Consider the following 23,875-nt stretch of genomic DNA (forward strand, 5'->3'; position numbering starts at 1 on the left):
ATCACCTCCAACGACCCGCTCAGGTCTTCCACCTGCAGGAATGCGAAGGGTCGTCCCCGCTTGTCGGTAACCCGTTTCGCCGAGGCGGTGATGCCCTGCGCAACGCACTTCGGTGCGGTCGTCCAGCCGCTCCAGCTTGTCGGGGTCGAGGGAGTGCGAGCAGAAAAGGCGCACCTCCTCGCGGTACTTGCTCGAGCGGGTGCCCGCTCAGGTAGAATCCGATCAGCTCGCGCTCCTTGTTGAGGCGCTCGATGTTCGACCACGGCTCCACCTCCCGCAGCGGCGGCTCGTCGATGGCCGAGGCGCTGCCCGAGCCGTCCCCGAAGAGGTCCGACTGGTTGGATTCCTTCATCTCCTGCACGCGCGAGCCGTAGCTGAGCAGGGTCTCGATATTCTCCAGCAGCTGCCGCCGGTTGGGATTGACGCTGTCGAAGGCGCCGGCCTGGAAGAGGCTCTCCAGGGTGCGCTTGTTGCAGACCCGCGAGTCGATGCGGCTGGCGAAGTCATAGACCGAGTCGAAGGGACCGTTCTCCTCGCGCTCTTCCACCACGGCCTCCACCGCGCTGGTCCCCACGCCCTCGATGGCCTCCATGCCGTACTGGATGCGGCCGTCGAGTGCCACGAACTTGCCCTCCCCGGTATTGATGTTAGGCGGGTCTACCGTAATGCCGTTGCGGTAGCACTCCTCGATAAACTTGGACACCTTGTCGATGTCGCCCATGTTGTGGCTGAGCACCGCCGCCATGTACTCGGCGGGATAGTTGGCCTTGAAGAAGGCGGTCTGGTAGGCCACCACGGAGTAGGCGGCCGAGTGCGACTTGTTGAATCCGTAGTTGGCGAACTCGGCCATCATGTCGAAGATCTCCCGGGCCTTGGCCCTCCTCCACCCCGTTGGCCAGGGCCTTCTCCACGAAGATCTCCCGCTGCTCGTCCATCACCTTGGTCTTCTTCTTGCCCATGGCGCGGCGCAGCAGGTCGGCTTCGCCGAGGGAGTAGTTGGCGATGATCTGGGCGGCCTTCATGATCTGCTCCTGGTAGATCATGATCCCGTAGGTGGGACGCAGCAGCTTCTCCAGGTCGGGGTGCGGGTAGCTCACCTCCTTGCGGCCGTGCTTGCGGTCGATGTACTCGGGGATGAATTTCATCGGACCCGGCCGGTAGAGGGCGTTCATGGCGATGAGATCGTCCAGCGAGGTCGGCTTGAGCTGCTTGAGGTACTTGCGCATGCCATCCGACTCAAACTGGAAGGTTCCACCGTGTTGCCCTTCTGGTAGAGCTCGAAGGTGGTCTCGTCGTCGAAGGGGATCTCGTCGAGTTCGTAGTGGCGGCCGTAGTTGCGCTCCACGTACCGGATGGCCGTCTTGAGGATGGAGAGGGTTTCGAGTCCCAGGAAATCCATCTTCAGGAGCCCGCACATCTCGGCGTTGGGCCCGTCGTACTGGGTGATAAGCTCCTTGTCCTTCGACAGGGCCACCGGCACGTACTCGTCATCTCGACCGGGGCGATGATCACCCCGGCGGCGTGGATGCCCGACTGGCGCACCGAGCCCTCCAGGGTGCGGGCGTAGCGCATCATCTTGGCCACCTGCGGATCGGGCGCCTCGAAGAGACCGGCGATCTGCTCGGCCGTCTCCGGGTTCTCGCTCTTGTCCAGTACCTTGTCGAAGGTGTCCACCCGGGGCGGTCGGGGAAGAGCTTGGCGATGCGGTTCACCTCCTGCAGCGGCACCCCCAGCACGCCGTCCCACGTCGCGTATGGCCGTCTTGGCCTTCATGGTGCCGTAGGTGACGATCTGCGCCACGTTGCAGCGGCCGTACTCCTCCACCACGTAGTCGATGACCTCCTGGCGGCCGGTGTCGTCGAAGTCTATGTCGATGTCGGGGGGACTCACCCGCTCCGGGTTCAGGAAGCGCTCGAAGAGCAGGTCGTACTCCATGGGATCGATGTTGATGATGCCCAGGCAGTAGGCCACCACCGAGCCCGCGGCCGATCCCCGGCCGGGCCCCACAAACACGCCCCGCCGCCGCGCCTCCGTCGTAAAGTCCTGCACAATCAGGAAGTAGCCCGGAAAGTCCATTTCGCTGATGATGGACAGCTCCTGCTCGATCGCGCTCGTGCACGTCCTGGGTGACCTCCCCGTAACGCTTCTTCGCCCCCTCGTAGGTAAGGTGGCGCAGGTAGGCGTCCATGGAATCGAAGCGGTCCGGGATGCTGTAGTGGGGCAGCAGCAGCTCGGAGCTCAGGTCGATGGGATCGACCTTGTCCACGATCTCCCGGGTGTTGTCCACCGCCTCCGGCAGGTCGCTGAAAGCTCCTCCATCTCCCCGGGGTCTTCAGGTAGTATTCGGGGTTGAGGTTGTTGTGGTCGTCCGTAAAGCGGAAGCGGTCGCGGTCGTTGATGTCGGCGTTGGTCTGCAGGGCCAGCAGGATGTCGTGCGGCCTCCGAGTCCTCGCGATCCACGTAGTGGCAGTCGTTGGTGGCGATCATCTTCACCCGGTACTCCTTTGCCCAGCGTACCAGCACCTCGTTGCAGCGCTGCTGGTCGGAGAGCCCGTGGCGCTGCAGCTCCACGTAGTAGTCGTCCCCAAACAGGTCCAGGTACCATTCGAAAATCGCGCGCGCCTCCTCCTCCCCCTTCTTGATGATGGTCTGGTTGATCTCGCTGGCCAGGCAGCAGGTGGTGGCGATCGAGTCCCTCGCTGTAGCGGGCCAGGGTTTCGTGGTCGATGCGCGGCTTGTAGTAGAGCCCGTCGGTGTAGCCCAGCGAGCAGAGCTTGGTCAGGTTCTTGTAGCCGGTCATGTTCTTGGCCAGCAGCACCTGGTGGTAGCGGGTGCGGTCCTTGCGGTTCTCCATGCCGGAGGGCGTCACATAAAACTCGCAGCCGATGATGGGCTTCACGTCCTGGCGGCGTGCCTCCTTCACGAACTCCGGCACCCCGTACATGTTGCCGTGGTCGGTGATGGCGAGGCCCGGCATGCCCGCCTTTTTGGTCTTGCGAACCAGCTCGGAGATGCCGGCGGCCCCGTCGAGCATGCTGAATTGCGTGTGGCAGTGAAGGTGGGAAAAATCCATGAGGTCAGCCGCGCTCCCGCTTGATCATTAATTGCATTTTTTTACGAATGGAAACTAGCTTTTTAGTGGCCCAACTGTTTCTTTTTATACCCCTTTTAAAATAGTAAACAGACACCAAAATAGTGAACCGTTCATGAAGACTTTCCACCGCAATCTGCTACCTGCGCTTTTGATGGCTGCAACCCTGTTGGCGGGCTGCTCATCATCAGGTAACTACTACCTCGCCCCCGACTACCAGGAGAACAAGGTGAACGAAGAAGTGCTTATCCTGCCGGTCAAGCAGGAGATCTTCGCCCGGTACTTCCAGCATACCTTCGGCTTCCTGTCGAGCACGCAGGAAGAGATCTTCTGGGACGCCCTGGAGCGCGGCTACTCCCGCTCGGCCGGCGTCACGGCGCGCACCTACAACCTACGAAAGCATCGATTCCTCCGACTACAAGATCACCTCCCTCGAAATCGAGGACGGCACGATGGAGGTCATCACGCCCAGCGGCACCCGGCAGTTCCAGGTGGAGGGCCTCAGCCCCGGTTTCGTGCTGCTGCTGGACCAGTTCAGCTTTGAGAAACGGCTGAGAACGCCGGCAGCTCGGGCTACGCCGGACACGAGCGCGAAATCGACTACGCGCTGCGCTTCGAGACCAAATATGTGTACCGGGACACCCGCAACAACGCTCCCGTGGCCTGGGGCATCGCCACCTCCGACAAGGACCTTGAAGGGGAGGATGCCGACCAGAGACGACTACAAGGACCTTCTGACGCGGGTCATGCAAGCGTATCGCCGAAAATGGTCCCGTGCGCGGGAATCCGCAGCCCTGACGGCCTGCAGGAATCAACGTGGAGGGCTGCCCCTGCCCGCAAAGGGGTTCGCCCACGGGTGAAATCTTCAGTCTTAATGTATAATTTCCAGTACCTTACCACGTTGATCACATGGTTATGCGATTTTGAAGAAGCTTGACAGTCCCTACACTTAATCAAAGCAAAGAGAAATCGCATATATACAGACTCAAAACATCCCAGCGCCATGAAGAAACTATTGACCATTTTCGTCGGTTTTCTGCTGTTCGCGACGAGCCAGGGCTTTGCCCAGGATAACCAGATCACGGCCGAAGAACTACGGCAATACATAGGTGAGAAAGGCGTCTACCGCACACGTACCAGCAAGCGCGTCAAGGGCACGCCCTACCTGAACAAGGACTTCAAGATGGGCTACATCATGCTCACCGAGAAGTCCCGCAGCGAGGACCTGCCGCTCCGCCTCAATACCTACGATCAGGAAATTGAATTCGCCCGCGGCGAAGAGGTATTCGCCATTCCCCCAACCGGATAAAAGGCTTCGTCATCTACAATGAATTCGGCAACGTGGTTTTCAAGAACGGCTTCCGTTCCGAGGAATACGACGTCAACGGCTCCACCCTGCTGCGCATCATTCACGACGGGCAGACCAAGCTGCTGGCCCATCATGTCACCAACCTGCAGGAAGACATGGCCAGCTACGGCATGGCCAGCCAGCTTGACGAATACATTGACGACCGCCACTACTACCTGGTCCAGCCCGACGGCACGTGGAACGAGATCCGCCTGCGCAAGCGCGACATGCATGCGGAGCCTCGAGCCCTACCGCGACCAGATCGAGGAGTTTGCCAAGCGTAACAGCCTGGACTTCGGCGAGGAGCCCGAAGTGGCTACCATGCTGAAACACTACGACTCGCTGATTCAGCAGAATTCCGCCTCGAATTCCGGATCGGACGGCGGCTCCTGACCCGTCCGAATCCCGGACCGGGCTATTCCCCGCCCCGGCGAGTCACTCCTGCGCGTCCCCGCTTTGAAACGGGCGCGCGCCGAATGAACAGCTCCGTTTGCGGGTTAAGGTGCTCTCGAAGAGCACGAATTCCCGGACGGGGCATGGTGGTCCCTCCCAGTCGCGGTGGCGGCGCAGCCAGGCGCGGGCCGCCTCCCCGCCGGACCTTCCGGGTCGCCCTTCACCCGCGCCAGGGTGACGTGCGGCACGTAGCCGCGCCGTTCGGGATCAAGTCCGGCGCCCCGGCACACCTCCTCCACATCCTCCTGCAGCCGCATGAGAGGCTCCTCCGGCAGCACGCCGGCCCAGATGGCGCCGGGATTCCGTTCGTCCGGGAAACGCGCCCGTGCCCCGGAAGGTGAGCCCGAAGGGCTGAACGTCCACCGTGCGGAGGGCGCCGGCAATCGCGCCGGCCGCCGGCTCGGTCACCTCGCCGATAAATCGCAGGGTAAGATGCATCTGTCCGGTGTCCTGCCATTTGAGTCCGGCGGCGGATGCATCCTGCAGCCGGCCGAGGCTCTCCCGGAGCTCACCGGGAAGGGGTATGGCGACAAAGAGGCGCATGGGGCTTTATCAGGCGTAGCGTACGTCAAAGGAGGCCATTTCGGGGTCGGGAGCTTCCTCCTCCACCTCAACTGTGGAGACTCGCGCGCTCCGGGGTCCCCTCCGGCAGCGCTCCACGATGGTGTCCACCGCCTGCTCGCCTCCCTGGAAGACGGCCTCGACGCGGCCGTCGGGCAGGTTCATGACCCAGCCGCCCAGATCGAGCTCTTTGGCGTTCACGCGGGTGAAATGGCGGAATCCCACACCCTGCACTCGTCCGCTGATATGCACGTGCACTCGTTTCATGATGGTCTCTTCTTTTTTTTAGGCTAATATAGAAAAGGAGATTTGAGGTAAAGGGACAAGAGGGTGGGGCAGATTGGGAGGCTGGCGGATTGACAGGCCGGGAAATGGACGGGAGGGAGAATGAAGCGGGAATCTTCTGTATCATAGTCTATCCTCTACAACCTCAACCATTGAGAACGATGACGCTTACCCAGTTGTCCTATATCGTGGCCGTGGATCGCTACCGGCATTTCGCGACGGCCGCGGAGAAGTCCTACGTCACCCAACCCACGCTCAGCATGCAGATCCACAAGCTGGAGGACGAGCTGGAGGTGACCATCTTCGACCGCTCCAAGTCGCCCGTGGTCCCTACCGAGATCGGAGAGAAGATCATTGAACAGGCCAAGGAGATCCTCAAGCAGTCGAAGCGCATCGAGGACATCGCCGCCCTCACCGACGCGGAGCTGCGCGGCACCTTCCGGGTGGGCATCATCCCGACGGTGGCCCCCTACCTGCTGCCGCTCTTCCTGCGCAGCTTCGCCGACAAGTTTCCCACGTGAAGCTCATCTTCGAGGAGGTCATGACCGAGGAGCTGCTGGACCTGCTGGATGAGGACCTGCTCGACGTGGGCATCCTGGCCACGCCGGTGGAGCGCGGCAACATCTACGAGGAGGAGCTCTACTACGAGCCCTTCGTGGGCTACATCTCCCGCGACCATCCCCTGGCCGAAAAAGATAAACTGACGGTGGACGACCTGGACGCGGCCAACCTCTGGCTGCTCAACGAGGGCCACTGCTTCCGCGACCAGACCGTCAAGCTCTGCAAAAAGCAGCGCCGTGAACTGCTCAACAACACGCAGATTGAATTCGAGAGCGGCAACCTGGAAACCCTCAAGCAGCTGGTGGAGCAGGATTTCGGGATGACCCTCCTGCCCTTCCTTGCCAGGAACCAGATCGACGAGCAGTGCGCCCGCGCCCACCTGCGCTACTTCACCGAACCCGCGCCGCGACGCAAGGTGCGCCTGGCCTACGGGCAGAAGTTTTTGAAGCGCAACATCGTGCAGGCCTTCCTGGAGGAGATCCGCGGGGCCATTCCCGAGGAGCTGTCCTCTCCCAAAGACGCCCTCATCGTGGAGTAGGCAGGCGCCGGACCAGACCAGGCCCCGGCCTTCCCTTGTCGCCAACTCCCCCATCTCCGCCTTGGTTTTTCTGGCCCAGTATGCCTAAATTTCGGGCTATTTCGAATCCGCCCTAACAACCCGTACGTGGAGCACAGCTTACTTCTCTGGCTTGTATTCAACGCCTTCATCGTCCTGATGCTGGTGATCGACCTGGTGGTGTTCCACGGCAAGGAACACGAGGAGAGCATCCGGGAAGCGCTGATTTGGACCGGCGTCTGGATCACCCTCGCCCTCATCTTCGGCGTGGGCGTCTACTACTACATGGGCACCGATACGGCCATTGACTACTACGCGGGCTACCTCATCGAGAAGTCGCTGTCGGTGGACAACATCTTCGTCTTCCTGCTGGTCTTCTCCTACTTCCAGGTGCCCGCCGAGTACCAGCACAAGGTGCTACTTCTCGGGGCATCTTCGGGGCGCTGGTGTTCCGCTTCCTGTTCATCTTCGCCGGTGTGGCCCTCATCGAGCGCTTCGACTGGATCATCTACGTCTTCGGAGCCTTCCTGGTCTTCACCGGCATCCGCCTGGCCCTGGAAAAGGACAAGGAGGTGCACCCCGAGCGGAACCCCGTCCTGAGGCTGATGCGCAAGTTTGTACCCACGACCAAGACCTACCACGGATCGCGCTTTTTCATCCGGAAGATGGGGCGTACCTTCGCCACCCCCATGCTGGCCGTGCTGGTGGTCATCGAGACCACCGACGTGATTTTCGCCATCGATTCCATCCCCGCCATCCTGGCCATCACGCAGGACGAATTCATTGTCTACTCTTCCAACGCCTTCGCCATCCTGGGGCTGCGCGGCCCTCTACTTCGCCCTCTCCGGCATCATGAAACTCTTTCACTACCTGCACTACGGACTGTCGCTGATCCTGGTCTTCGTGGGCGTGAAGATGCTGATCTCTGATTTCTATCACGTGCCCACCGAGTACGCCCTGGGCTTCATCGCCCTGACGCTGACGGCAGCGGTCATTATCTCCATCTACTTTCCCAAGGAGGATGATCCGGTGCACGGGAGAACATGCCGGATGAGGAGTAAGCCAGGCCATGAACCCGCCCGTAAATACGACCGTTAACCTGTCCATGCCGCCAACCCGCCTTAACCGAGTAACACGAGCAGCGTGATCGAAGCTTTTACCGCCAAATGGTTCATCTTCTACTACCTCGCCCTGGGCAGCCTGCTGCTGGCCACGGGTGCGGGACTGCTCTGGCGGCCGGGACCTCTCAAGGACTACCTCCTTGAGGCCGCCTCCACCGACCGGTACCCCAGGGGACTGCGCCGCCTGTTCTCCTGGATCTTCTTCTTTACCCTCCCCGGGCTGGTGTTCAGCTTCATTCCCTTCTCGTGGACCGAGCTCCTGCTGTCCCTCTGGAGTTTGTTTATCGTGTACATCGGCGGGGTGCAGCTGCTGCGCTGGCCCGAGTTCCGCTACCTGCTGCGCTCCCGCAAATTCCGCCTGGACCGGGACCTTCGCAAGGGGGGTGCCGTCATGGTGTCAGCCGGCCTGGTTATCATCCTGCTGGCTTACTTCAAAGATGCACGGACAAGCATTCCTGTGACCGCCATCCGGAAAGGATCATCGCACGCCATCCGCCTGCCGGGCTATGGGGTGACGCTGGACGGGAGCGGTGCGCACGAGGGACATACCTTCATCTCCCACGCCCACGCCGACCACCTGCCCCGCCGCTCCGGCGCCGGCCGCCGGGGTCGGCCATCGTGGCCACCCCGCCCACGGCGCGCCTGATGCGCTTGCGCGGGCTTACCGGGGCAAAGTGCGCGAGCTCCCCTTCGGCGAACCCCTGGAGCTGGAGCGCTGCCGGGTGACCTTTCTCCCGCCGGACACATCCTGGGCTCGGCAATGACCTTGGTTGAGGGGGAGGAGGGCAATGTGCTCTACACGGGCGACTATCGAACGCCGCCCTCCCCCGCCAGCGAGGGATTCAGGTTGCCCGGCGGGGGAGGTGGACCACTTCATCACGGAGGCCACCTTCTCGCCTTCCCTATCTACCGCTGGCCCTCCAGCGACGCGCTGGCCGCCCAGGTGCGCGGTTTCGCCCTGAAGACCCTGCAGGAAGGCGCCACCCCCGTCTTCCTGGCCTACAGCCTGGGCAAGGCGCAGGAGGTGATGCACCTGGTGGCGCCCCTGGGGCAGGACCGTACAGATCCACGGCGCCGGCCACGAGCTCTGCGGGGTCTACGAGGAGGAGGGCATCGACCTGGGGCGCTACGAGTCCTACGACGCCGACACCTGCGAGGGAAAGATCCTGGTCTGTCCCTCCTCGGCCTGGAACAGCGGCTTTGCCTCCCACCTGAAGAGCACCCGGCTGGCCTACTGCTCGGGCTGGGCCACCCGGGAGGCGGCCCGCACGCAGATGACCGTGGACGAGCTCATCCCGCTGTCGGACCACCTGGACTTTTTTGAACTGATCGCGCTATGCAAAAAGCTGCGGCCCGGCAAGGTCTGGATCACCCACACGCCCAACCCCGGCGTGGTGCAGCACTACCTGCAGGAGGAGGGCATCGCGACGGAATTTCTGGAGGAGCCGGGGAAGGCGACGAGGAAAACTCCGGCGACGGCGGCGAATCCGCGGGGGATGATGCATGAGCGACCGCAGCTTCCATAGCCTGGCCGTGGCCGCCGGCGCATCAACGCCACCCGCGGCACCAACGCCAAGACGCGCATCTGCGCCGGCTACCTGCGTTCGCTGGAGACCGACGAAGACCTGGAGCTGGCCGTGCAGTTCCTGGCCGAGGGCGCCTTCCCGGCCTCTCCGGCAAGCGGGCCTCCGTGGGCAGCCGCACCTACTCCACGGCCGCCGCCCGGTACTGCGAGATCGACTACGACAAGGTGTTCTCGCCCTGCAAGACCGCCCTGGGCAGCGCCTCCGAGGCCATCCAGAAGCTGACCGCCAACATCGACGCCGCCCGCGCCAAACGCTCACCCGACCGCCCCACCCTGCAGGAGGTGCGCGGGTATTACGAGGAGCTCTACGGGGTCTCCTCCCGCGCCGACAAGCAGGAGATCCTCCAGCGCGCCTGGCGCCGCATGGAGCCGGTGGAAATCAAGTACTTCATCCGCATCATGAGCCAGGGCTCCCTGCGCATCGGCTTCGAGACGCGCAGCGTGATCGACGCCGTCGCCGAGGCCTGGGACGCGACCCGGAGTCGGTGCGCTACGCCCACATGATCACCGGCAGCGCCGGGCGCACGGCGGTGCTGGCCCGCCGGGGCGAGCTGGACCAGGCGCGGTTCACCCTCTTCAGCCCCTCTCCTTCATGCTCGCCTCCCCCATCGAGAGCCGGGCGGTGGAGGACCTCTCCGGCTATATCGCCGAAGAAGAATTCGACGGCGATGCGCAGCCAGGTGCACGTGAGCGGGCAGCAGGTGAAGCTGTTCTCGAGAGACCTCAACGATATTACCCCTTCCTTCCCGGAGGTGGTACAGCTCTTCGCCTCACGCCCCCTGCCCGACCTGGTGCTCGACGGGGAGATCTGCGTGTACCGCGACGAGGAGATCCTCCCCTTCCAGCTGCTGCAGAAGCGCATGGGACGCAAGAAACCGGGCAAAAAGGTGCTGGAGGAGTACCCCGTGCTCTTCATCGCCTACGACGTGCTCTACCACGACGAAGGGCCGTTCTTCGGACGCACCCTCAGCCCGGCGGCGGGAGCTGCTGGAGGAGCTGGCCGCCCGGCACCGCCTGCCGGTCACCAGCCAGTTCGAGGTGGAGGACCACGGAGACGTGGAGCGGCTTTTCGAGCGGGCGCTGGCCCACGGCAACGAGGGACTCATGCTCAAAAGGAAGCAGAGCACCTACGAGTACGGGCAGCGGCGCAAATCGTGGCTCGAAGGTGAAAAAGCCCGGGGGCACCCTCGACACCGTCATGATGTACGCCCATGCGGGCAGCGGAAAGCGGGGCGGCTACTCTCGGACTTTACCCTGGGGGTGAGCGTGAAAGAGGACGAGCGCTACGAGGAGGAGTTCATCCCCATCGGCAAGGCCTACGGCGGCTACACCGATGAGGAGATGAAGGAGCTCAACCGCAAGATCAAGGAGATCACTGCGGAGCGCTACAGGTCCCACGCTGGGCCTGCTTCCCGAAATCGTCATCGAGCTGGAATTCGACGACATCCAGGTCAACAATCGCACCAAGGCCAATTATACCCTGCGGCTGCCCCGGTTCAAGGCCATCCGGTGGGATCTGGGACCCGGGAACGTCGACACCCTCAAGGACGTGGAACGTATGTACCGCGAAAAAATCGAGCGTGACCGCCTCAAGCAGCACGAGAACCCGTCCTTTTATTACGGGGAGTAGCCATTAAGAATTGTTGCACCACAAAATGTAGAGGCACAGCATGATAACCAGCAAATCTGAGTTGTATAAGGACCTTGCCTTTGCATCAGAGGCATCAGATTGAGATCGCTTCTTCCACCAGGAATAAGCCGAATAAACTATGATCAATACCATCACCGCATTTGCGAGCATCCGTGTCGTACTGATATTTAGTATTACGCCAGTTAATAAGTATTTCCATGAGCAGATAAAGAGTGATCAATGTTGTTGTTTAATTGCAACAAAGACTAATGTTGCACTATAATCGCAACAAAACAACTTGTTGCAATATTATTGCACGGATTCAGGATCGATGCCGTTTCCAAGTCTACTGGTATCACCTGATAGATCGGAATGGAGCGCCTTCCTTACTGCTCAATGGATGCTAAAAAGCACCATGACATTCTATGAACTTTTCTCATCCGCCGGCTCCCCGCGGTCGCACTTTTTGCAGTCCAGCTCATCACCCAGCCGGCTCTCCCTGCCCTGCTGCGTGGTCACCCAGGGCCGAAGCTGCCACGGGGGATCGTGGCGTACGTGCTGGTTGTGTCCGCAGGCCAGCTCGGCCACCCAGTCGTCCTCTTCGTCCTTGTGGTATCCCGTAATCGGCTGTTTCATACATCAGGATATTTACAGGACATTCTCCTACTCCCAGCTTTCCAGTAGGTGTTCCCGTTTGTTCTCCCGCCCGCTCCAGGCGTCCGCTTCCGGCAGCGACGCTTTCGTTTCGTTTATGACGTGCTGTTCCCACTGCTCCGATAGACGTTCGTTTAGCGCTATGTACTCCTCCCACTCCAGGGGCACTTCGTCGTCTGGGAAAATGGCCTCTTCGGGACATTCGGCCACGCATGCGTCGCAGTCTATGCACTCCAGAGGATCGATAACCAGGAAATTGGGGCCTTCCCGGAAGGCATCCACCGGGCAGACCGCGGCGCAGTTGGTATGCTTGCACTGTATGCAGGGATCGGTGACGACGTAGGCCATGATCGGAGCGTGCGGACAGGTTTGATTCGGGATGACTCAGACCAAAGTTAGAGCACCCCCAACCTAATTTCAACTTTAAAAACGGTATTTACCGATTTTATTGATTTAATGATGCGGGAATACCTAACTTCACGGGTGCAAACCCGGAACCAACCGCAAGACCCATGCCCGCAAATTCAACGCTCACACGAACATAACGCCCGAAGCCACGGTCGGCCAGATCCTCGAAGCCGGTGAGCAGTCAGAGGAGCTTCTGGCCTCCATCGGCTTCTCCCCGCGCAGCCACGAGAGGAAACCCTGCGGGCCGCCTGCCGGCAGAAGCATTGGGACGAAGAAGAGGTGCTCCGGTGGCTCAAGAAAAATCTTGCCGTGGACGGGAAAAACACGCGTGGTCCCATGCCAGCCGAGCGTGACAACGTTTCCGACTGGTGCCGATACATGGAGAACGAATACCTGGATCGGAACAGCCAACTGCTCGAGGAGATCGAGGAGGTATATCCCCGTGTACGAAAGATTCATGGAAACCAGTACATATGGCTAAAGCAGATGCACTGGCACTTCGAAAAGCTGAATGAGAAACTGAATTGGTACATGTACTTCCAACGCCGGAAATGGTTTCCTCTCTTGCATAAGCTGGACGCCGATCACGCAGGTCCCTGCGGCACGGCACCCTCAAGAAGATTGAAAACAGCCTGAACCTTATGGAAAATGACCAGCAGACGCTGCTGGACATGGTAGAAGATGTAGAAGACAGGAGTCGGGATTTTCGCAATCCCCCCGGCGCCTGCTCCACGTTTCGTATCCTGAATTTCCACTTGGAAAATCTGGCCTCCTCCGTACGAGGACAGGTGGCCATAGAACGAGAAAACCTCTTCCCGTATGTACGAAAGCAGCTGAGATAACCTGACAACGGTACGGAAATACTCTTTCACCGAATGTTCCAGCCAACCATGTTCACCGGTTCCAAAAAGCAACTTCTCGAACTTGTCAAAAGAAAAGGAAGGGTTTCCCTGGATGAGGCCGTCGACCACACCGACCTGGCGAAAACCACGCTGCGCGAGCACCTGCTGCAGCTGGAACGCGACGGCTATGTCGAGCGCGAATACGTGCGCTCCGGACCCGGCCGGCCCAGCCTGGAATACCGGATGACCCGGAAGGGCAACAGCCTCTTCCCTTCCTCCGAGTCGGCCCTGGTCAGGGAACTGCTGGCCTACCTGAAGTCGCGGGGAGATGAGAAAACCATTGAGGATTTTTTCCGAGTTTTCTGGCAGGAACGCATCGACAAGGCCCGCGAGCGCATGGAAGGCTCACCGGAAGCGGATCTCCGGTCCCAGCTGAAGGCCTTGATGGAGCTGTTGGAGGAGGAAGGTTTCATGCCGGAATTCTCGCTGGATGAAGAGAAGGAAACCCTCACCATCAGGGAGTGCAACTGCCCTTTCAGCGAAGTGGTCAAGGAGACGCGCCTGCCCTGCAAGCTGGAGGCCATGTTCTACCGGGAACTGTTCAACGAGGGAGCCGAGCGCACCTCCTACCTCGCCGAGGGCGATCATTCATGTACCTACGAAATTTCTCTTTAAGATTAACTGCGGCCGAGCTAGCCGTTTCATCGACCCATTACACCATAGAATGTTATGATTGTCCACCAACTCGCACGCTTTGTACAGGAAGCCTCTTTTGAAGATCTCTCCCGGGAAGCCCTGACCCAACTTAAAATAAGGCTCCTCGACTCCCTGGGAACCGCCATCGGGGCTGTGGAAGGTCCCCCGGCGCAAGCCATACGTTCGATGATCACCGACTCCCTGGGAGGAAACGCCCGGAGCACCCTCATCGGGGGAGGGCAAACCGCACCGGATCGCGCCGCCCTTTACAACAGCGCCCTGGTGCGTTACCTCGACTTCAACGACAGCTACCTGGCCGAAGGGGAGACCTGCCACCCGAGCGACAACATTGGCTCCATCCTGGCCGCGGGCGAGACGACCGAAATGAACGGCAGGGAATTCCTTACCGCCCTGGCGGTGGCCTACCAGGTGCAGTGCCGCCTCAGCGACGAGGCGCCAGTGCGCGACAAGGGTTTCGACCATACCACGCAGGGATCCTACGCCGTGGCGGCGGGCGTCTCCCGGGCCCTGGGGCTGGACCAGGAGCAGACGGCCCACGCCCTCGCCATCGCGGGAACGGCCCTGAACGCCTTGCGGGTAACGAGGACCGGCGCGCTATCTCACTGGAAGGGACTGGCCTATCCGCATACGGCCTTCGGAGGCACGCACGCGGCGCTGCTGGCCAGCCACGGCATCACGGGTCCGCCCGCCGTATTTGAGGGCAACAAGGGATTCATGGATTCCATCGCGGGCGACTTTTCGATCGACTGGGATCAGGAGGACCTGGAGCGGGTCACCCGCACCATCATCAAGAAATTCAACGCCGAAATTCACTCCCAGTCCGCCATCGAGGGGATCATCGAACTGCGGGACCGCCACGGGTTGCGCGGCGGGGAGGTGGCGTCTATCGACATCGAGATCTTCGAGGTGGCCTACCACATCATCGGCGGAGGCGAGGAGGGAGACAAAACCGTCGTGCGCACCAAGGAGGAGGCCGACCACAGCCTGCAGTACATGGTCTCGGCCGCGCTGCTCGACGGGCAGGTCATGCCCGAACAGTACCGGCCGGAGCGCATCGAATCGGAGGACATCCAGTCCCTGCTCCGGCGCGTGCAGGTCTCCCCTGACGGGGAGTACAGCGACCGCTTCCCCGACGCCATGCCCGTCCGGATTACCGTGCACCTGGAAAACGGGGAGCGGCACCGCATCGAAAAAAGCGACTACGAAGGCTTTCACACACGTCCCATGAGCTGGGACACCGTCATGGACAAGTTCACGGGCCTTGCGGCCCCCTACACCACCCCGCAGCTTCGGGAACGGATCGTAGAGGCCGTACAGGATTTTGAAAACCGCACCGTCCCGGAGCTGATGCGCCTGCTCCGGGAGGTGCGCCTCAGTCCGAAGAATTCGAACAGCTAATCAAACCGAAAGCATTATGAGCAACGAGAAAAACTTCGATTTCCTGAACAAGAACGAACGAGACGACAAACCCCGGAGCAACGGCGTGACCGAAATACGCGGCCCCTATTACGCCGTCATGGGTCGGCGGTACCTGGAGGATATCATGGAGACCATGGGCGAACACGTGGACTCGCTGAAATTTTCGGGGGGCTCCTTTTCCATCATGCCCCGTGAGGCGGTCACCGAACTCATCGACATCGCCCACAAACACGACGTGATGGTCTCCACGGGTGGGTTCATGGAGTACGTGCTCACCCAGGGCAGGGAGGCGGTGGACAGCTACATCGCCGCCTGCAAGGACTACGGCTTCGATATCATCGAGCTTTCGGCCGGCTTCATCTCTCTGCCCACCGGCGACTGGCTTCGGCTCATTGAGAAGGTGCAGCAGGCGGGACTTAAGGCCAAGCCGGAAATCGGCATTCAGTTCGGGGCCGGCGGGGACACCGCCCGGGGCGAGCTGGAGTCCGAAGGCACCCTCGACACCGATTACGCGGTCAGGCAGGCCAGACGCTTCCTGGACGCCGGCGCCTACATGATCATGATCGAATCGGAGGGCATCACCGAAAACGCGGATCCCTGGAGAACCGAGGTGCCCGCGGCCTTTATTAATGAACTGGGACTCGAAAAACTCATGTTCGAGGCCGCCGATCCCGAGGTCTTCGCCTGGTACGTCAAAAACTACGGGCCCGAAGTGAACCTCTTCGTAGACCACAGCCAGATCGTGCAGCTCGAAACTCTGCGGCGCGGCATCTGGGGAACCAAAAGCCTGTGGGGACGCGTCCTGACTTACAAATCCTGAACGCCCGCAAGTCCTTGCCGTCCGGGTTCAAGGCCTGCAGCACCATGCTCCCTGTTCGGGAAACTCCCGCGGGGCTGGGACAAATTCACATTTCATTTGAGATTTAATAGTATTTTATCTTTTTTATGACATCACATAGGGCCATGATGTTGTGGACAGCATGGAAACCGGATGCAAATACAAGGAACAACCACGATGAAGCAATGAAAAAATGCTACGCGCTCATACTGCTTTTCTCCTTCCTGACCGGCATGCTACAACCCGTCCTGCCCATGATCGAATACCAGCTCTACGAGGATGACCTGCTCGAATTTATCTGGCAGGACCAGAATCCGGGAGAGGATCTCAGTGCCCTGGCCTGCCTGTCCTACGGCAACACCGCCGCCCAAAACAGCGACGCCGGCGATTCCCTGCTGAACGACAATTTTTATCCGCTGGCCCCCGATATCGCACTAGTACCTCTTCTGCAGGTATTCTTCAACTCCGACCGTGTGTATATCCCGGTCGTGCGACAAACGCAGAGCCCCTCTTTCCAGCCACTCATTCCCCCACCCCGGGCCGCCTAACCCGGGAGAGGTATGGGCTGTACACGGCGCAGCACGCCCGGCCAGGGTGTGGCCCGGACTCCTCCCCCATCTCACATCCCCTGTCTCACGACCCATGGTGCATGCGCCGCGCACCACCCGGAAATTAATCGTTCAAAAAATCAGGTATAGCATTATGAATTCCGATCAACGCAAATCAGGATATTCCCGCAAACAATTCATGAAAAATATCGGCGGTGCCATGCTCTCAGGCGGCGTTTTGGCCGGAGCCTTTCCATTCACCGGCCGTGCCAACGATGCGCCTGCCTTGGCGGCGGACGGATCCGGCAGGAAGCCGGCCGAAGTGAAAGTGGACCGCGTCGCGGCGGACCCCACCAACCTCCCCGGTCCCATTCGCCGTTCCCGGCCCAAGACCCATGAAATCGAACTGGTGAGCCGCGAGGTCCTCGCCGAAATAGAAGACGGGGTGCAGTTCCGCTACCTGACCTTCGGCGGGCAGGTCCCGGGTCCCATGCTGCGCGTTCGCAGGGGCGATACCGTCATCCTTACCCATACCTCGGCTCCTGAAAATGCGCTGCTTCACAACGTGGATTTCCACGCGGTCTACGGCACGGGGGGAGGCGCCGCAGCCACCTACTGTTCGCCCGGCCAGTCCAAGACCATCAAGTTCAAGGCCATGTACCCGGGTGCCTACATCTATCACTGCGCCGTACCGCGACTCGATTACCACATCAGCAGCGGCATGTACGGGCTGATTCTCGTGGAGCCCGAAGAGGGCCTGCCGGAAGTGGACCACGAATTCTACTTCGGGCAGAACGAGATCTACTCCCAGAAACTCCCCGGGGAGACCGGCATGCACGAATTCAATTTCGAAAACATGCAGGACGAAATCGCCCAGTACGTCGTGCTGAACGGCGAGAAGCAAGCCATTACAGGCAATCGCTACGGACCTCTCAAGGTGAAGAAGGGCGAAACCGCCCGCATCTTTTTCGTGAATGGGGGACCCAACCTGGCTTCCAGCTTTCATCCCATCGGGAACGTGTGGACCAAGACCTGGCGGGAAGGAGCCATAGCCAGCAATCCAGAGCGCTTTGTGCAGACCGCGCTGGTGCCCCCTGGCAGCTGCGGCATTTTCGAGATGGACTTCCCCGTCCCCTCAACCATCCACCTGGTGGATCACGCCCTCAGCCGCGTGGCCAACAAGGGTATGATGGGCGACATCGTGGTCGAAGGAGCCGATGATCCCGACATCTTCGATCCCGACTACACCGCCTAGTTCCCAGATTCATAACGTGCCATTGTTCACCGATAAACACCCACTATATCATGTTAGCACCTAAAAGACTTATTGTCCTTACCATCCTCGCACTCACCGCCATGACCTTCCTGGCGCCCGGAACCGCCGCAGCGCAGCAGGCCAAGGTCATCGAGATGGACGGCACCGACCAGCTCAAGTTCACCGTAACCGAAATCACCGCCCGGCCCGGCCAGCAGATTACCGTCAAGCTGACGACCGTCAGCGACATGCCGGCCGCCGCCATGTCGCACAACTTTGTGCTGCTGGCGGCCGATGCCGATGCCACCAAGGTGGTCCAGGCTTCGGCAACCAAGGCGGACAACGAGTACATCGCCCCCGAAATGAAGGACAAGATCATCGCCTATACGGGCATGGCCGGGGGCGGCGAGACCGTGGAGGTCACCTTCACCGCCCCGGAAGAGCCGGGCGAATACACCTATGTGTGTACCTTCCCCGGGCACTTCCTGGCCGGAATGAAGGGCACCCTCATCGTCAAAGGGTAGGACGTTATCTGCCGGTATGCCAACGGGAGGCCCTTCGCCGGACGAGCGGAGGGCCTCTCTTTTTCAATACCTCCCACGCGATCGCAACTAGCGTGACCGTCACGCCGGACACAACCTCGTCCGCCGCACTCCCCATCATCCAAGTTCCAATGTTATGATTCGGTTACCATCCTTTCGCCTTGCCCTCACCCTGTTCCTGTTCACCCTCCTGCCCTTCGCCGTCCAGGCCCAGTTCAGCCTGGACGGGGAGTACCGTCCGCGCACCGAGTACCGCGACGGCTACCGGCTGCTGGATACCCCGGAGGCGGACCCCGCCTTCTTCGTCTCCCAGCGCACCCGCCTGGGCCTGCAGTACGAAGGCGACGGCTACACCTTCCGCCTGTCCGCCCAGGACGTGCGCGTCTGGGGTGAGGTGGCCCAGCTGCAGGACAACGCCAGCGTGAACATTCACGAGGCCTGGGCAAGGCTGAAGGCCGCCGGCAATCTGCACCTGAAACTGGGACGCCAGGAACTGGTTTATGACGACCAGCGGCTGCTCGGCTCGGTGAACTGGACCCAGCAGGCCCGCAGCCACGATGCCCTGGTGATCCAGTACCGTGATCCGCAAAGCGAACTGAACCTCCACGCGGGCGGGGCCTACAATCAGCAGGGCGAAAACCTGCTGGCCAACACCTATGCCGTCAACAATTACAAAACCCTGGCCTACCTGTGGGCCAACAAGCGTTTCGGCGATCTCTCGGCCTCGGCCCTGTGGCTGAGCGACGGATTCCAGGTGGACGAAAACAGCACCAGCTTTCGCTACACCTGGGGCACGCACCTGGACTGGAATCCGGGCCGCTGGCAACTTGTCGGCAGCGCCTACCACCAGGGCGGCGACGATCGTACACGCAGAAACATCTCCGCCTACCTGCTGGCCGCCAGTATATCCTACCAATGGGAATCGCTGGAGCTGTCGGCGGGCTACGACTACCTCTCCGGGGGCAGCACCGCCGACGCCAACCCGTCCCGCCACGCCTTCCATACCCTCTACGCCACCAACCACAAGTTCTACGGCAACATGGACTATTTTCTAAACGTACCGGCCGACACGCGCGGGGGAGGACTGCAGGACGCCTGGCTGGGCACCCGCCTCCGCCTGGGGGCCCGCAGCACCGCAGGACTCACCTGGCATTACTTCACGCTGGCCGGCGAAATCGCTGATCCGGGGAATCCCTCAACCGCGCTGGACCCCTACCTGGGCTCGGAACTGGACGCCTCTCTAAGCCACGCCGTCTCGGAGGAGGTCAGCCTGCGGGTGGGTTACTCGGTGCTCTTCAACGGCCGTTCCCTGGACAGGCTGCAGGGGCGCAACGCCGATTCGGGTCAACACTGGGCCTGGGTCATGCTGAGGGTGCAGCCGACGCTCTTCCGCGAATAGCTTCGTCGTCTGCCGGGGGAGATATGGCCGCCCCTCCGGCACCGGGGTCCGGAGATGATGCACATTACGTGTCCTCATGGCCTTTCAAAGGGCCATTCCCCTGGAAATTTCATTAGACAGCATTTTTCCACATCTTGGTAAAAAATGGATTAGGGCGTCTTGCGGTGGACCGGCGACGGCTCACCGCATTCTTTGAGGCATGCCCGCTAAAGCTAAGATGGATGGTATGATGAGGATTCAAGGAAAGTTCATTCAATGGGGATGCGCGATAGTTCTGATTGCCACGCTGGCCGGCTGCTCCGCCGGGGATGATTTCAACCCCGAGACGGCGGAAATCGTCGGGGAGGAGACGGCCGAGCTGACCCTCCCTCCAAACGTGCCCCCTCCCATCGACCGGGACCACGCCACCAAGCTCATTGTGGAGATGGAGGTCGTGGAGCAGGAAATGAGGCTGGCGGACGGGGTGACCTACACCATGTGGACCTTCGGCGGCGATGTGCCCGGCAAATTCATCCGGGCCCGGGAAGGCGACATGATCGAGTTTCACCTGCGGAACCATCCCGACAACAAGCTGCCTCATAACATCGACCTGCACGCGGTCAACGGACCCGGCGGGGGCGCCGAATCAACCTTTACCGCACCCGGGCGGGAGACCGTTTTTACCTTTCGCGCGCTTAACCCGGGCCTCTACGTCTACCACTGCGCCACGGCCCCGGTGGGCATGCATATCGCCAACGGCATGTACGGTCTGATCCTCATCGAGCCCGCGGAGGGTTATCGGGAAGTGGACCAGGAGTACTACGTCATGCAGAGTGAATTTTATACCGAGGGCGATTTCGGAGACCCCGGACTGCAGGCCTTCTCCATGCAACGGGCCATTGACGAAGATCCCGAGTACGTGGTATTCAACGGCGCGGTGGGATCCACCACAGGGGAGAACGCCATCACCGCCCAGCCGGGCGATGACGTGCGGCTGTATGTGGGCAACGGGGGACCCAACCTGACTTCCTCCTTCCACGTGATCGGGGAGATTTTCGACCGGGTGCATTACGAGGGAGGCGACCGCGTCCAGACGAACGTACAGACCACCTCCATACCCGCAGGCGGCTCCGCCATCGTGGAATTCGAAACGGAGGTGCCCGGAGATTTCATCCTGGTGGACCATGCCATTTTCCGCGCCTTCAACAAGGGGGCGCTGGCCATCCTGAACGTGTCGGGAGAAGAAAACGAAAACATTTACACCGGCCAGCAGCTGGACCGGGTTTACCAGCCCGAAGGGGGCGCCATCCAGGATATTCCTTCCCAGGAATCGCGTGATGCCCCGCCCGCCCAGACCCTCGAAGAGCGCATCGATCGGGGCGCGCAGATCTACAGCTCAGTCTGCCAGGCCTGTCACATGAGCGACGGATCGGGCATAGAGGGAGCCTTTCCCCCTGTGGTCGAATCGGACTACCTGAACGAAAATCCGGACCGGGGCGTCAGTGCGGTGGTGCACGGCCTGTCGGGAGAGATCACCGTGAATGGGGATACCTACAACAGCATCATGCCGCGGCAGAACCTCTCCAACGAACAGGTGGCCAACGTGATCACCTACCTGCTCAACAGCTTCGGCAATGACGGCGGGGAGATTACCCCGGAAGACGTCCAGCGCGTCCGCGACCAGGGACCGGTTCGGTAGCCTGCAGAACATGAAATCAATGGTTACCACATCATGACATACCGCATCCTTCTCGCGCTTCTCCTCTCGGGACTGACGTTTGCGGCGCAGGCGCAGCCCGAAGGCATGGTGCGGGTGGAAGCCGGCTCCTACCTGCCCTTCTTTTCGTCCTCGGGTGACAGCGTTCGGGTGGACGATTTCTATCTGGACACCCACCCGGTGACCAACGCCGAATTCCTGGCCTTCGTGCGCCAGAACAAAAAGTGGAGGCGCTCGCAGGTGCAGGGCATCTTTGCCGCCGAGGGCTACCTCACTCATTGGGAGGGCGATCTCACACTGGGCGAGAGCGTCCACCCGCAGTCGCCGGTCACCAACGTAAGCTGGTTTGCCGCCCGGGCCTACGCCCGCTGGAAAGGCAGGCGCCTGCCCACCCTGGACGAGTGGGAGTACGCCGCCTCCGCCAGCGCCGACCGCGCCCTGGCCTCCCGTGATCCCGATTTCTCGCAAAAAATCCTTGACTGGTACAGCCGCCCCTCCCCCGAAACCATGCCCGCCGTGGGACAGAGCGAGGAAAACGTGCACGGACTGTTCGACCTGCACGGGCTGATCTGGGAATGGGTGCGCGACTTCAACACGGTGTTTATCAGCGGAGAGTCGCGCGCCGACCAGGGCGAGCTGAAACAGTTTTACTGCGCCGCGGGCAGTGCGGCGGCAGCCGACTCCGACAAGGAAAACTACGCCGCCTTCCTGCGCTTTGCCATGCGAGGCAGCCTGGAGGCCGACTTTGCCGTTAGCAACATGGGCTTCCGTTGCGCACGGGATATCACCGACTCATCCTCCATTGAATAAAAAGCAAGAGCCTATGAAACGCCCCATCACCCATGCTGCCTTATGCTTCGGATTGCTGATCGCCGGGGTGGGCTGCTCCGGCGGCGACCAGAATTCCGACGCCGGCGGAAACAACGACACTGCGGAACAGGCAACCGCCCACGAAGGCATGTCCAACATGGGGATGGAGGCCGGGGAACCCTCCGAGGGCTCCATCTACCACCTGGAGAGCAGGTGGCAAAACCGTCACGGCCGGCCAGTATCCCTGGACACCCTGCGAGGTAAAATACAGGTGGTCGCCATGGTCTACACCCACTGCGAGCACGCCTGCCCCCGCATCCTCGCCGACATGAAGCGCATTCGGGACAATCTCTCTCCCCGTGCGCTGGAGCGCACGCATTTTACCATCGTCTCCATCGACCCCGAACGGGACACTCCCGGACGACTGACACAGTTCGCCCGTGAAAACGACCTCTCCGGGGAGCAGTGGACCCTGCTGAACGGCAACGAGGGGAATGTACTGGAATTGGCCGCCGTGCTTGGGGTACGCTACAAACGGGTAAGCGAGACGGACTTTGTGCATTCCAACATGATCACGGTGCTGGACCAGGAGGGCGTGATCACCTACCAGCGCAAGAAACTCGCCGACAGCCAGCAGCCCGTCGTAGAGGTCATCGAGAAGAAAGCCACCTTCTGAGTCAAGACGCCCGTCCCGGCGAAGGCACCGGATATATTTTGATCTTTAGCAAGCTCTCCTTAAATATAAGCGGAGGATAATCAGTCCCATAGGTCCATTCATTCACCACGCGATACCTCTTATGAAAAAACAAGCTCTCCTGTTTCTCTTACTCCCTGTTCTCATCTTCGCCTGCCGGCAAGAGTCCGGCACGGAGCAGGGATCCGCTGCCACATCAACGGCCGATTCCACGCTCTTTGAGGTTAAGGAAGCGTTGTTTGATGCCACGCTGACGCGTATCTCCACGGAGGAGACGAGTCAGATCAGGAGTGAGGGAGAAGGACCTACCGTATGGGACCGGTCCGGTTCCCTGGAGTTTGTACTCGCAGAGCTTTACCGGTCTCCCGTTGAACTTGAGGCCAACCCCTACGAGGGAAACACTTTTGCGCTGGAACTGGCGTGGAGAGACGATACCTCGCTGGAAGAGATCCGTGAGGAGGTCGCCCGCTATGTCCAGGAGGCCCTGGGATACACCCTCCAGACGGCCACGCGCACCCAGCTCCAATACCGCCTGTCTCTCGACGACACCTCCCGGCTGCTCACGGCCTCGGACACCGACTTCGCAAGCGAGGGCACCCTTTCCAAGGCATCCATCGGAGATGGAAACTGGAGGATCTACGGGAACCTGGAAAAACTGGCCCAGGTATTTCGACAGGAAACCGACAGCATGGTGGTGGCCGCCCCGGAACAGGATTCCACCGCCTACTATTTTGAGCTGACCGACACTTCGGACTTAGAGAGCATGGTTGATCAATTGCAGTCGAAGTATGGCGTGTCGGTCAGCGAACAGTCGGTGGAAGTCGAATACCACACCATCCATTTCAGCGCCCGCGAGTGAGCG

The 23,875-nt window shown here is 60.8% G+C and carries 35 protein-coding genes and 2 pseudogenes; 26 read left to right on the forward strand and 11 right to left on the reverse strand.

Annotation, left to right across the window (positions count from 1 at the left end; genetic code table 11):
* Positions 1 to 19: 19 nt before the first annotated feature.
* The 5 genes from U5K31_05315 to U5K31_05335 all read right to left on the reverse strand — a co-directional run bounded on the left by U5K31_05315 (position 20) and on the right by U5K31_05335 (position 3,073).
* Positions 20 to 745: a hypothetical protein gene (locus U5K31_05315; GenBank protein ID MDZ7772147.1), complete on the reverse strand. Its 726-nt coding sequence runs from the start codon at positions 743 to 745 to the stop codon at positions 20 to 22.
* Complete coding sequence (locus U5K31_05320; protein ID MDZ7772148.1) at positions 648 to 1,226, reverse strand: hypothetical protein; 579 nt, start codon at positions 1,224 to 1,226, stop codon at positions 648 to 650. Before U5K31_05320 ends, U5K31_05315 begins: the two co-directional genes overlap by 98 nt.
* Positions 1,169 to 1,474, reverse strand: a complete 306-nt coding sequence (locus U5K31_05325; GenBank protein MDZ7772149.1) for a hypothetical protein — start codon at positions 1,472 to 1,474, stop codon at positions 1,169 to 1,171. The genes U5K31_05320 and U5K31_05325 overlap by 58 nt, the downstream gene beginning before the upstream one ends.
* The gene (locus U5K31_05330; GenBank protein ID MDZ7772150.1) at positions 1,402 to 2,193 is read right to left on the reverse strand and encodes a hypothetical protein; all 792 of its coding nucleotides are present in this window, start codon (positions 2,191 to 2,193) and stop codon (positions 1,402 to 1,404) included. The genes U5K31_05325 and U5K31_05330 overlap by 73 nt, the downstream gene beginning before the upstream one ends.
* A 139-nt stretch (positions 2,194 to 2,332) precedes the next feature.
* A complete protein-coding gene (locus U5K31_05335; protein MDZ7772151.1) occupies positions 2,333 to 3,073 on the reverse strand; it encodes a PHP domain-containing protein in 741 nt (246 codons plus the stop codon).
* A gap of 133 nt (positions 3,074 to 3,206) precedes the next feature.
* Here U5K31_05335 and U5K31_05340 point away from each other — a divergent pair, with 133 nt between their 5' ends.
* The 4 genes from U5K31_05340 (at position 3,207) to U5K31_05355 (ending at position 4,832) form a co-directional block, all read left to right on the forward strand.
* Positions 3,207 to 3,635 (forward strand): hypothetical protein, encoded by a 429-nt coding sequence (locus tag U5K31_05340; GenBank protein MDZ7772152.1) that lies wholly within the window; start codon positions 3,207 to 3,209, stop codon positions 3,633 to 3,635.
* 459 nt (positions 3,636 to 4,094) lie between these two features.
* Positions 4,095 to 4,400: a hypothetical protein gene (locus tag U5K31_05345; protein ID MDZ7772153.1), complete on the forward strand. Its 306-nt coding sequence runs from the start codon at positions 4,095 to 4,097 to the stop codon at positions 4,398 to 4,400.
* Positions 4,401 to 4,432: 32 nt separating this feature from the next.
* Positions 4,433 to 4,723 carry a hypothetical protein gene (locus U5K31_05350; GenBank protein MDZ7772154.1) on the forward strand — a complete coding sequence of 97 codons (291 nt, stop codon included), beginning with the start codon at positions 4,433 to 4,435 and terminating at the stop codon, positions 4,721 to 4,723.
* Complete coding sequence (locus tag U5K31_05355; GenBank protein ID MDZ7772155.1) at positions 4,671 to 4,832, forward strand: hypothetical protein; 162 nt, start codon at positions 4,671 to 4,673, stop codon at positions 4,830 to 4,832. Before U5K31_05350 ends, U5K31_05355 begins: the two co-directional genes overlap by 53 nt.
* Before the next feature lie 267 nt (positions 4,833 to 5,099).
* Here the strand turns inward: U5K31_05355 and thpR are convergent, their stop codons facing one another.
* A complete protein-coding gene (gene thpR / locus U5K31_05360; GenBank protein ID MDZ7772156.1) occupies positions 5,100 to 5,435 on the reverse strand; it encodes an RNA 2',3'-cyclic phosphodiesterase in 336 nt (111 codons plus the stop codon).
* Positions 5,436 to 5,444: 9 nt separating this feature from the next.
* Complete coding sequence (locus tag U5K31_05365; GenBank protein ID MDZ7772157.1) at positions 5,445 to 5,720, reverse strand: acylphosphatase; 276 nt, start codon at positions 5,718 to 5,720, stop codon at positions 5,445 to 5,447.
* Positions 5,721 to 5,899: 179 nt separating this feature from the next.
* Here U5K31_05365 and U5K31_05370 point away from each other — a divergent pair, with 179 nt between their 5' ends.
* From U5K31_05370 to U5K31_05420, 11 genes and pseudogenes are all read left to right on the forward strand, one after another.
* A complete protein-coding gene (locus tag U5K31_05370; GenBank protein ID MDZ7772158.1) occupies positions 5,900 to 6,259 on the forward strand; it encodes a LysR family transcriptional regulator in 360 nt (119 codons plus the stop codon).
* Positions 6,256 to 6,837 carry a LysR substrate-binding domain-containing protein gene (locus U5K31_05375; GenBank protein MDZ7772159.1) on the forward strand — a complete coding sequence of 194 codons (582 nt, stop codon included), beginning with the start codon at positions 6,256 to 6,258 and terminating at the stop codon, positions 6,835 to 6,837. Before U5K31_05370 ends, U5K31_05375 begins: the two co-directional genes overlap by 4 nt.
* 303 nt (positions 6,838 to 7,140) lie before the next feature.
* A pseudogene (locus tag U5K31_05380) lies at positions 7,141 to 7,257 on the forward strand (hypothetical protein).
* Positions 7,258 to 7,331: 74 nt separating this feature from the next.
* Complete coding sequence (locus U5K31_05385) at positions 7,332 to 7,784, forward strand: hypothetical protein (protein ID MDZ7772160.1); 453 nt, start codon at positions 7,332 to 7,334, stop codon at positions 7,782 to 7,784.
* A complete protein-coding gene (locus tag U5K31_05390) occupies positions 7,765 to 7,953 on the forward strand; it encodes a hypothetical protein (GenBank protein ID MDZ7772161.1) in 189 nt (62 codons plus the stop codon). Before U5K31_05385 ends, U5K31_05390 begins: the two co-directional genes overlap by 20 nt.
* A gap of 45 nt (positions 7,954 to 7,998) precedes the next feature.
* A complete protein-coding gene (locus U5K31_05395) occupies positions 7,999 to 8,622 on the forward strand; it encodes a hypothetical protein (protein MDZ7772162.1) in 624 nt (207 codons plus the stop codon).
* A 114-nt stretch (positions 8,623 to 8,736) separates the two neighbouring features.
* Complete coding sequence (locus U5K31_05400) at positions 8,737 to 9,300, forward strand: hypothetical protein (protein ID MDZ7772163.1); 564 nt, start codon at positions 8,737 to 8,739, stop codon at positions 9,298 to 9,300.
* Positions 9,251 to 9,502, forward strand: coding sequence for a hypothetical protein (locus U5K31_05405; GenBank protein MDZ7772164.1), 252 nt, complete (start codon positions 9,251 to 9,253; stop codon positions 9,500 to 9,502). Before U5K31_05400 ends, U5K31_05405 begins: the two co-directional genes overlap by 50 nt.
* Positions 9,503 to 9,666: 164 nt before the next feature.
* Complete coding sequence (locus U5K31_05410) at positions 9,667 to 10,065, forward strand: hypothetical protein (GenBank protein ID MDZ7772165.1); 399 nt, start codon at positions 9,667 to 9,669, stop codon at positions 10,063 to 10,065.
* Between the two features lie 164 nt (positions 10,066 to 10,229).
* Positions 10,230 to 10,457: pseudogene (locus U5K31_05415) on the forward strand (hypothetical protein).
* 118 nt (positions 10,458 to 10,575) lie between these two features.
* Entirely contained in the window at positions 10,576 to 11,145 is a 570-nt protein-coding gene (locus U5K31_05420) for a hypothetical protein (protein MDZ7772166.1), read from the forward strand.
* A gap of 469 nt (positions 11,146 to 11,614) precedes the next feature.
* Here the strand turns inward: U5K31_05420 and U5K31_05425 are convergent, their stop codons facing one another.
* The 4 genes from U5K31_05425 to U5K31_05440 form a co-directional block, all read right to left on the reverse strand.
* Positions 11,615 to 11,827 (reverse strand): DUF3565 domain-containing protein, encoded by a 213-nt coding sequence (locus U5K31_05425; GenBank protein MDZ7772167.1) that lies wholly within the window; start codon positions 11,825 to 11,827, stop codon positions 11,615 to 11,617.
* A 27-nt stretch (positions 11,828 to 11,854) separates the two neighbouring features.
* A complete protein-coding gene (locus tag U5K31_05430; GenBank protein MDZ7772168.1) occupies positions 11,855 to 12,193 on the reverse strand; it encodes a ferredoxin family protein in 339 nt (112 codons plus the stop codon).
* A gap of 183 nt (positions 12,194 to 12,376) precedes the next feature.
* Complete coding sequence (locus tag U5K31_05435) at positions 12,377 to 12,712, reverse strand: hypothetical protein (GenBank protein MDZ7772169.1); 336 nt, start codon at positions 12,710 to 12,712, stop codon at positions 12,377 to 12,379.
* A gap of 125 nt (positions 12,713 to 12,837) precedes the next feature.
* Positions 12,838 to 13,167 (reverse strand): hypothetical protein, encoded by a 330-nt coding sequence (locus U5K31_05440; GenBank protein ID MDZ7772170.1) that lies wholly within the window; start codon positions 13,165 to 13,167, stop codon positions 12,838 to 12,840.
* Between U5K31_05440 and U5K31_05445 the strand changes: the two genes are divergently transcribed.
* The 11 genes from U5K31_05445 to U5K31_05495 all read left to right on the forward strand — a co-directional run bounded on the left by U5K31_05445 (position 13,144) and on the right by U5K31_05495 (position 23,872).
* Positions 13,144 to 13,770 (forward strand): DeoR family transcriptional regulator, encoded by a 627-nt coding sequence (locus tag U5K31_05445; protein MDZ7772171.1) that lies wholly within the window; start codon positions 13,144 to 13,146, stop codon positions 13,768 to 13,770. The two genes, U5K31_05440 and U5K31_05445, sit on opposite strands and share 24 nt — an antisense overlap.
* A gap of 54 nt (positions 13,771 to 13,824) precedes the next feature.
* On the forward strand, positions 13,825 to 15,210 hold the full coding sequence (locus U5K31_05450) for an MmgE/PrpD family protein (protein ID MDZ7772172.1): 1,386 nt from the start codon (positions 13,825 to 13,827) through the stop codon (positions 15,208 to 15,210).
* A 16-nt stretch (positions 15,211 to 15,226) separates the two neighbouring features.
* Positions 15,227 to 16,051: a phosphosulfolactate synthase gene (locus U5K31_05455; protein ID MDZ7772173.1), complete on the forward strand. Its 825-nt coding sequence runs from the start codon at positions 15,227 to 15,229 to the stop codon at positions 16,049 to 16,051.
* A gap of 203 nt (positions 16,052 to 16,254) precedes the next feature.
* A complete protein-coding gene (locus U5K31_05460; GenBank protein ID MDZ7772174.1) occupies positions 16,255 to 16,617 on the forward strand; it encodes a hypothetical protein in 363 nt (120 codons plus the stop codon).
* A gap of 199 nt (positions 16,618 to 16,816) precedes the next feature.
* The gene (nirK, locus tag U5K31_05465) at positions 16,817 to 17,872 is read left to right on the forward strand and encodes a copper-containing nitrite reductase (protein ID MDZ7772175.1); all 1,056 of its coding nucleotides are present in this window, start codon (positions 16,817 to 16,819) and stop codon (positions 17,870 to 17,872) included.
* A gap of 50 nt (positions 17,873 to 17,922) precedes the next feature.
* Positions 17,923 to 18,396 (forward strand): plastocyanin/azurin family copper-binding protein, encoded by a 474-nt coding sequence (locus U5K31_05470; protein ID MDZ7772176.1) that lies wholly within the window; start codon positions 17,923 to 17,925, stop codon positions 18,394 to 18,396.
* A gap of 154 nt (positions 18,397 to 18,550) precedes the next feature.
* Positions 18,551 to 19,813, forward strand: coding sequence for an alginate export family protein (locus U5K31_05475; protein MDZ7772177.1), 1,263 nt, complete (start codon positions 18,551 to 18,553; stop codon positions 19,811 to 19,813).
* Between the two features lie 226 nt (positions 19,814 to 20,039).
* Positions 20,040 to 21,491 carry a copper-containing nitrite reductase gene (gene nirK / locus U5K31_05480; protein ID MDZ7772178.1) on the forward strand — a complete coding sequence of 484 codons (1,452 nt, stop codon included), beginning with the start codon at positions 20,040 to 20,042 and terminating at the stop codon, positions 21,489 to 21,491.
* Positions 21,492 to 21,524: 33 nt separating this feature from the next.
* Entirely contained in the window at positions 21,525 to 22,319 is a 795-nt protein-coding gene (locus tag U5K31_05485) for a formylglycine-generating enzyme family protein (GenBank protein ID MDZ7772179.1), read from the forward strand.
* 13 nt (positions 22,320 to 22,332) lie between these two features.
* Positions 22,333 to 22,995 (forward strand): SCO family protein, encoded by a 663-nt coding sequence (locus tag U5K31_05490; GenBank protein MDZ7772180.1) that lies wholly within the window; start codon positions 22,333 to 22,335, stop codon positions 22,993 to 22,995.
* A 121-nt stretch (positions 22,996 to 23,116) separates the two neighbouring features.
* Positions 23,117 to 23,872, forward strand: coding sequence for a hypothetical protein (locus U5K31_05495; protein MDZ7772181.1), 756 nt, complete (start codon positions 23,117 to 23,119; stop codon positions 23,870 to 23,872).
* Positions 23,873 to 23,875 lie beyond the last annotated feature (3 nt).

The organism is Balneolaceae bacterium (assembly GCA_034521445.1).
Classification (GTDB): domain Bacteria; phylum Bacteroidota; class Rhodothermia; order Balneolales; family Balneolaceae; genus JAXHMM01.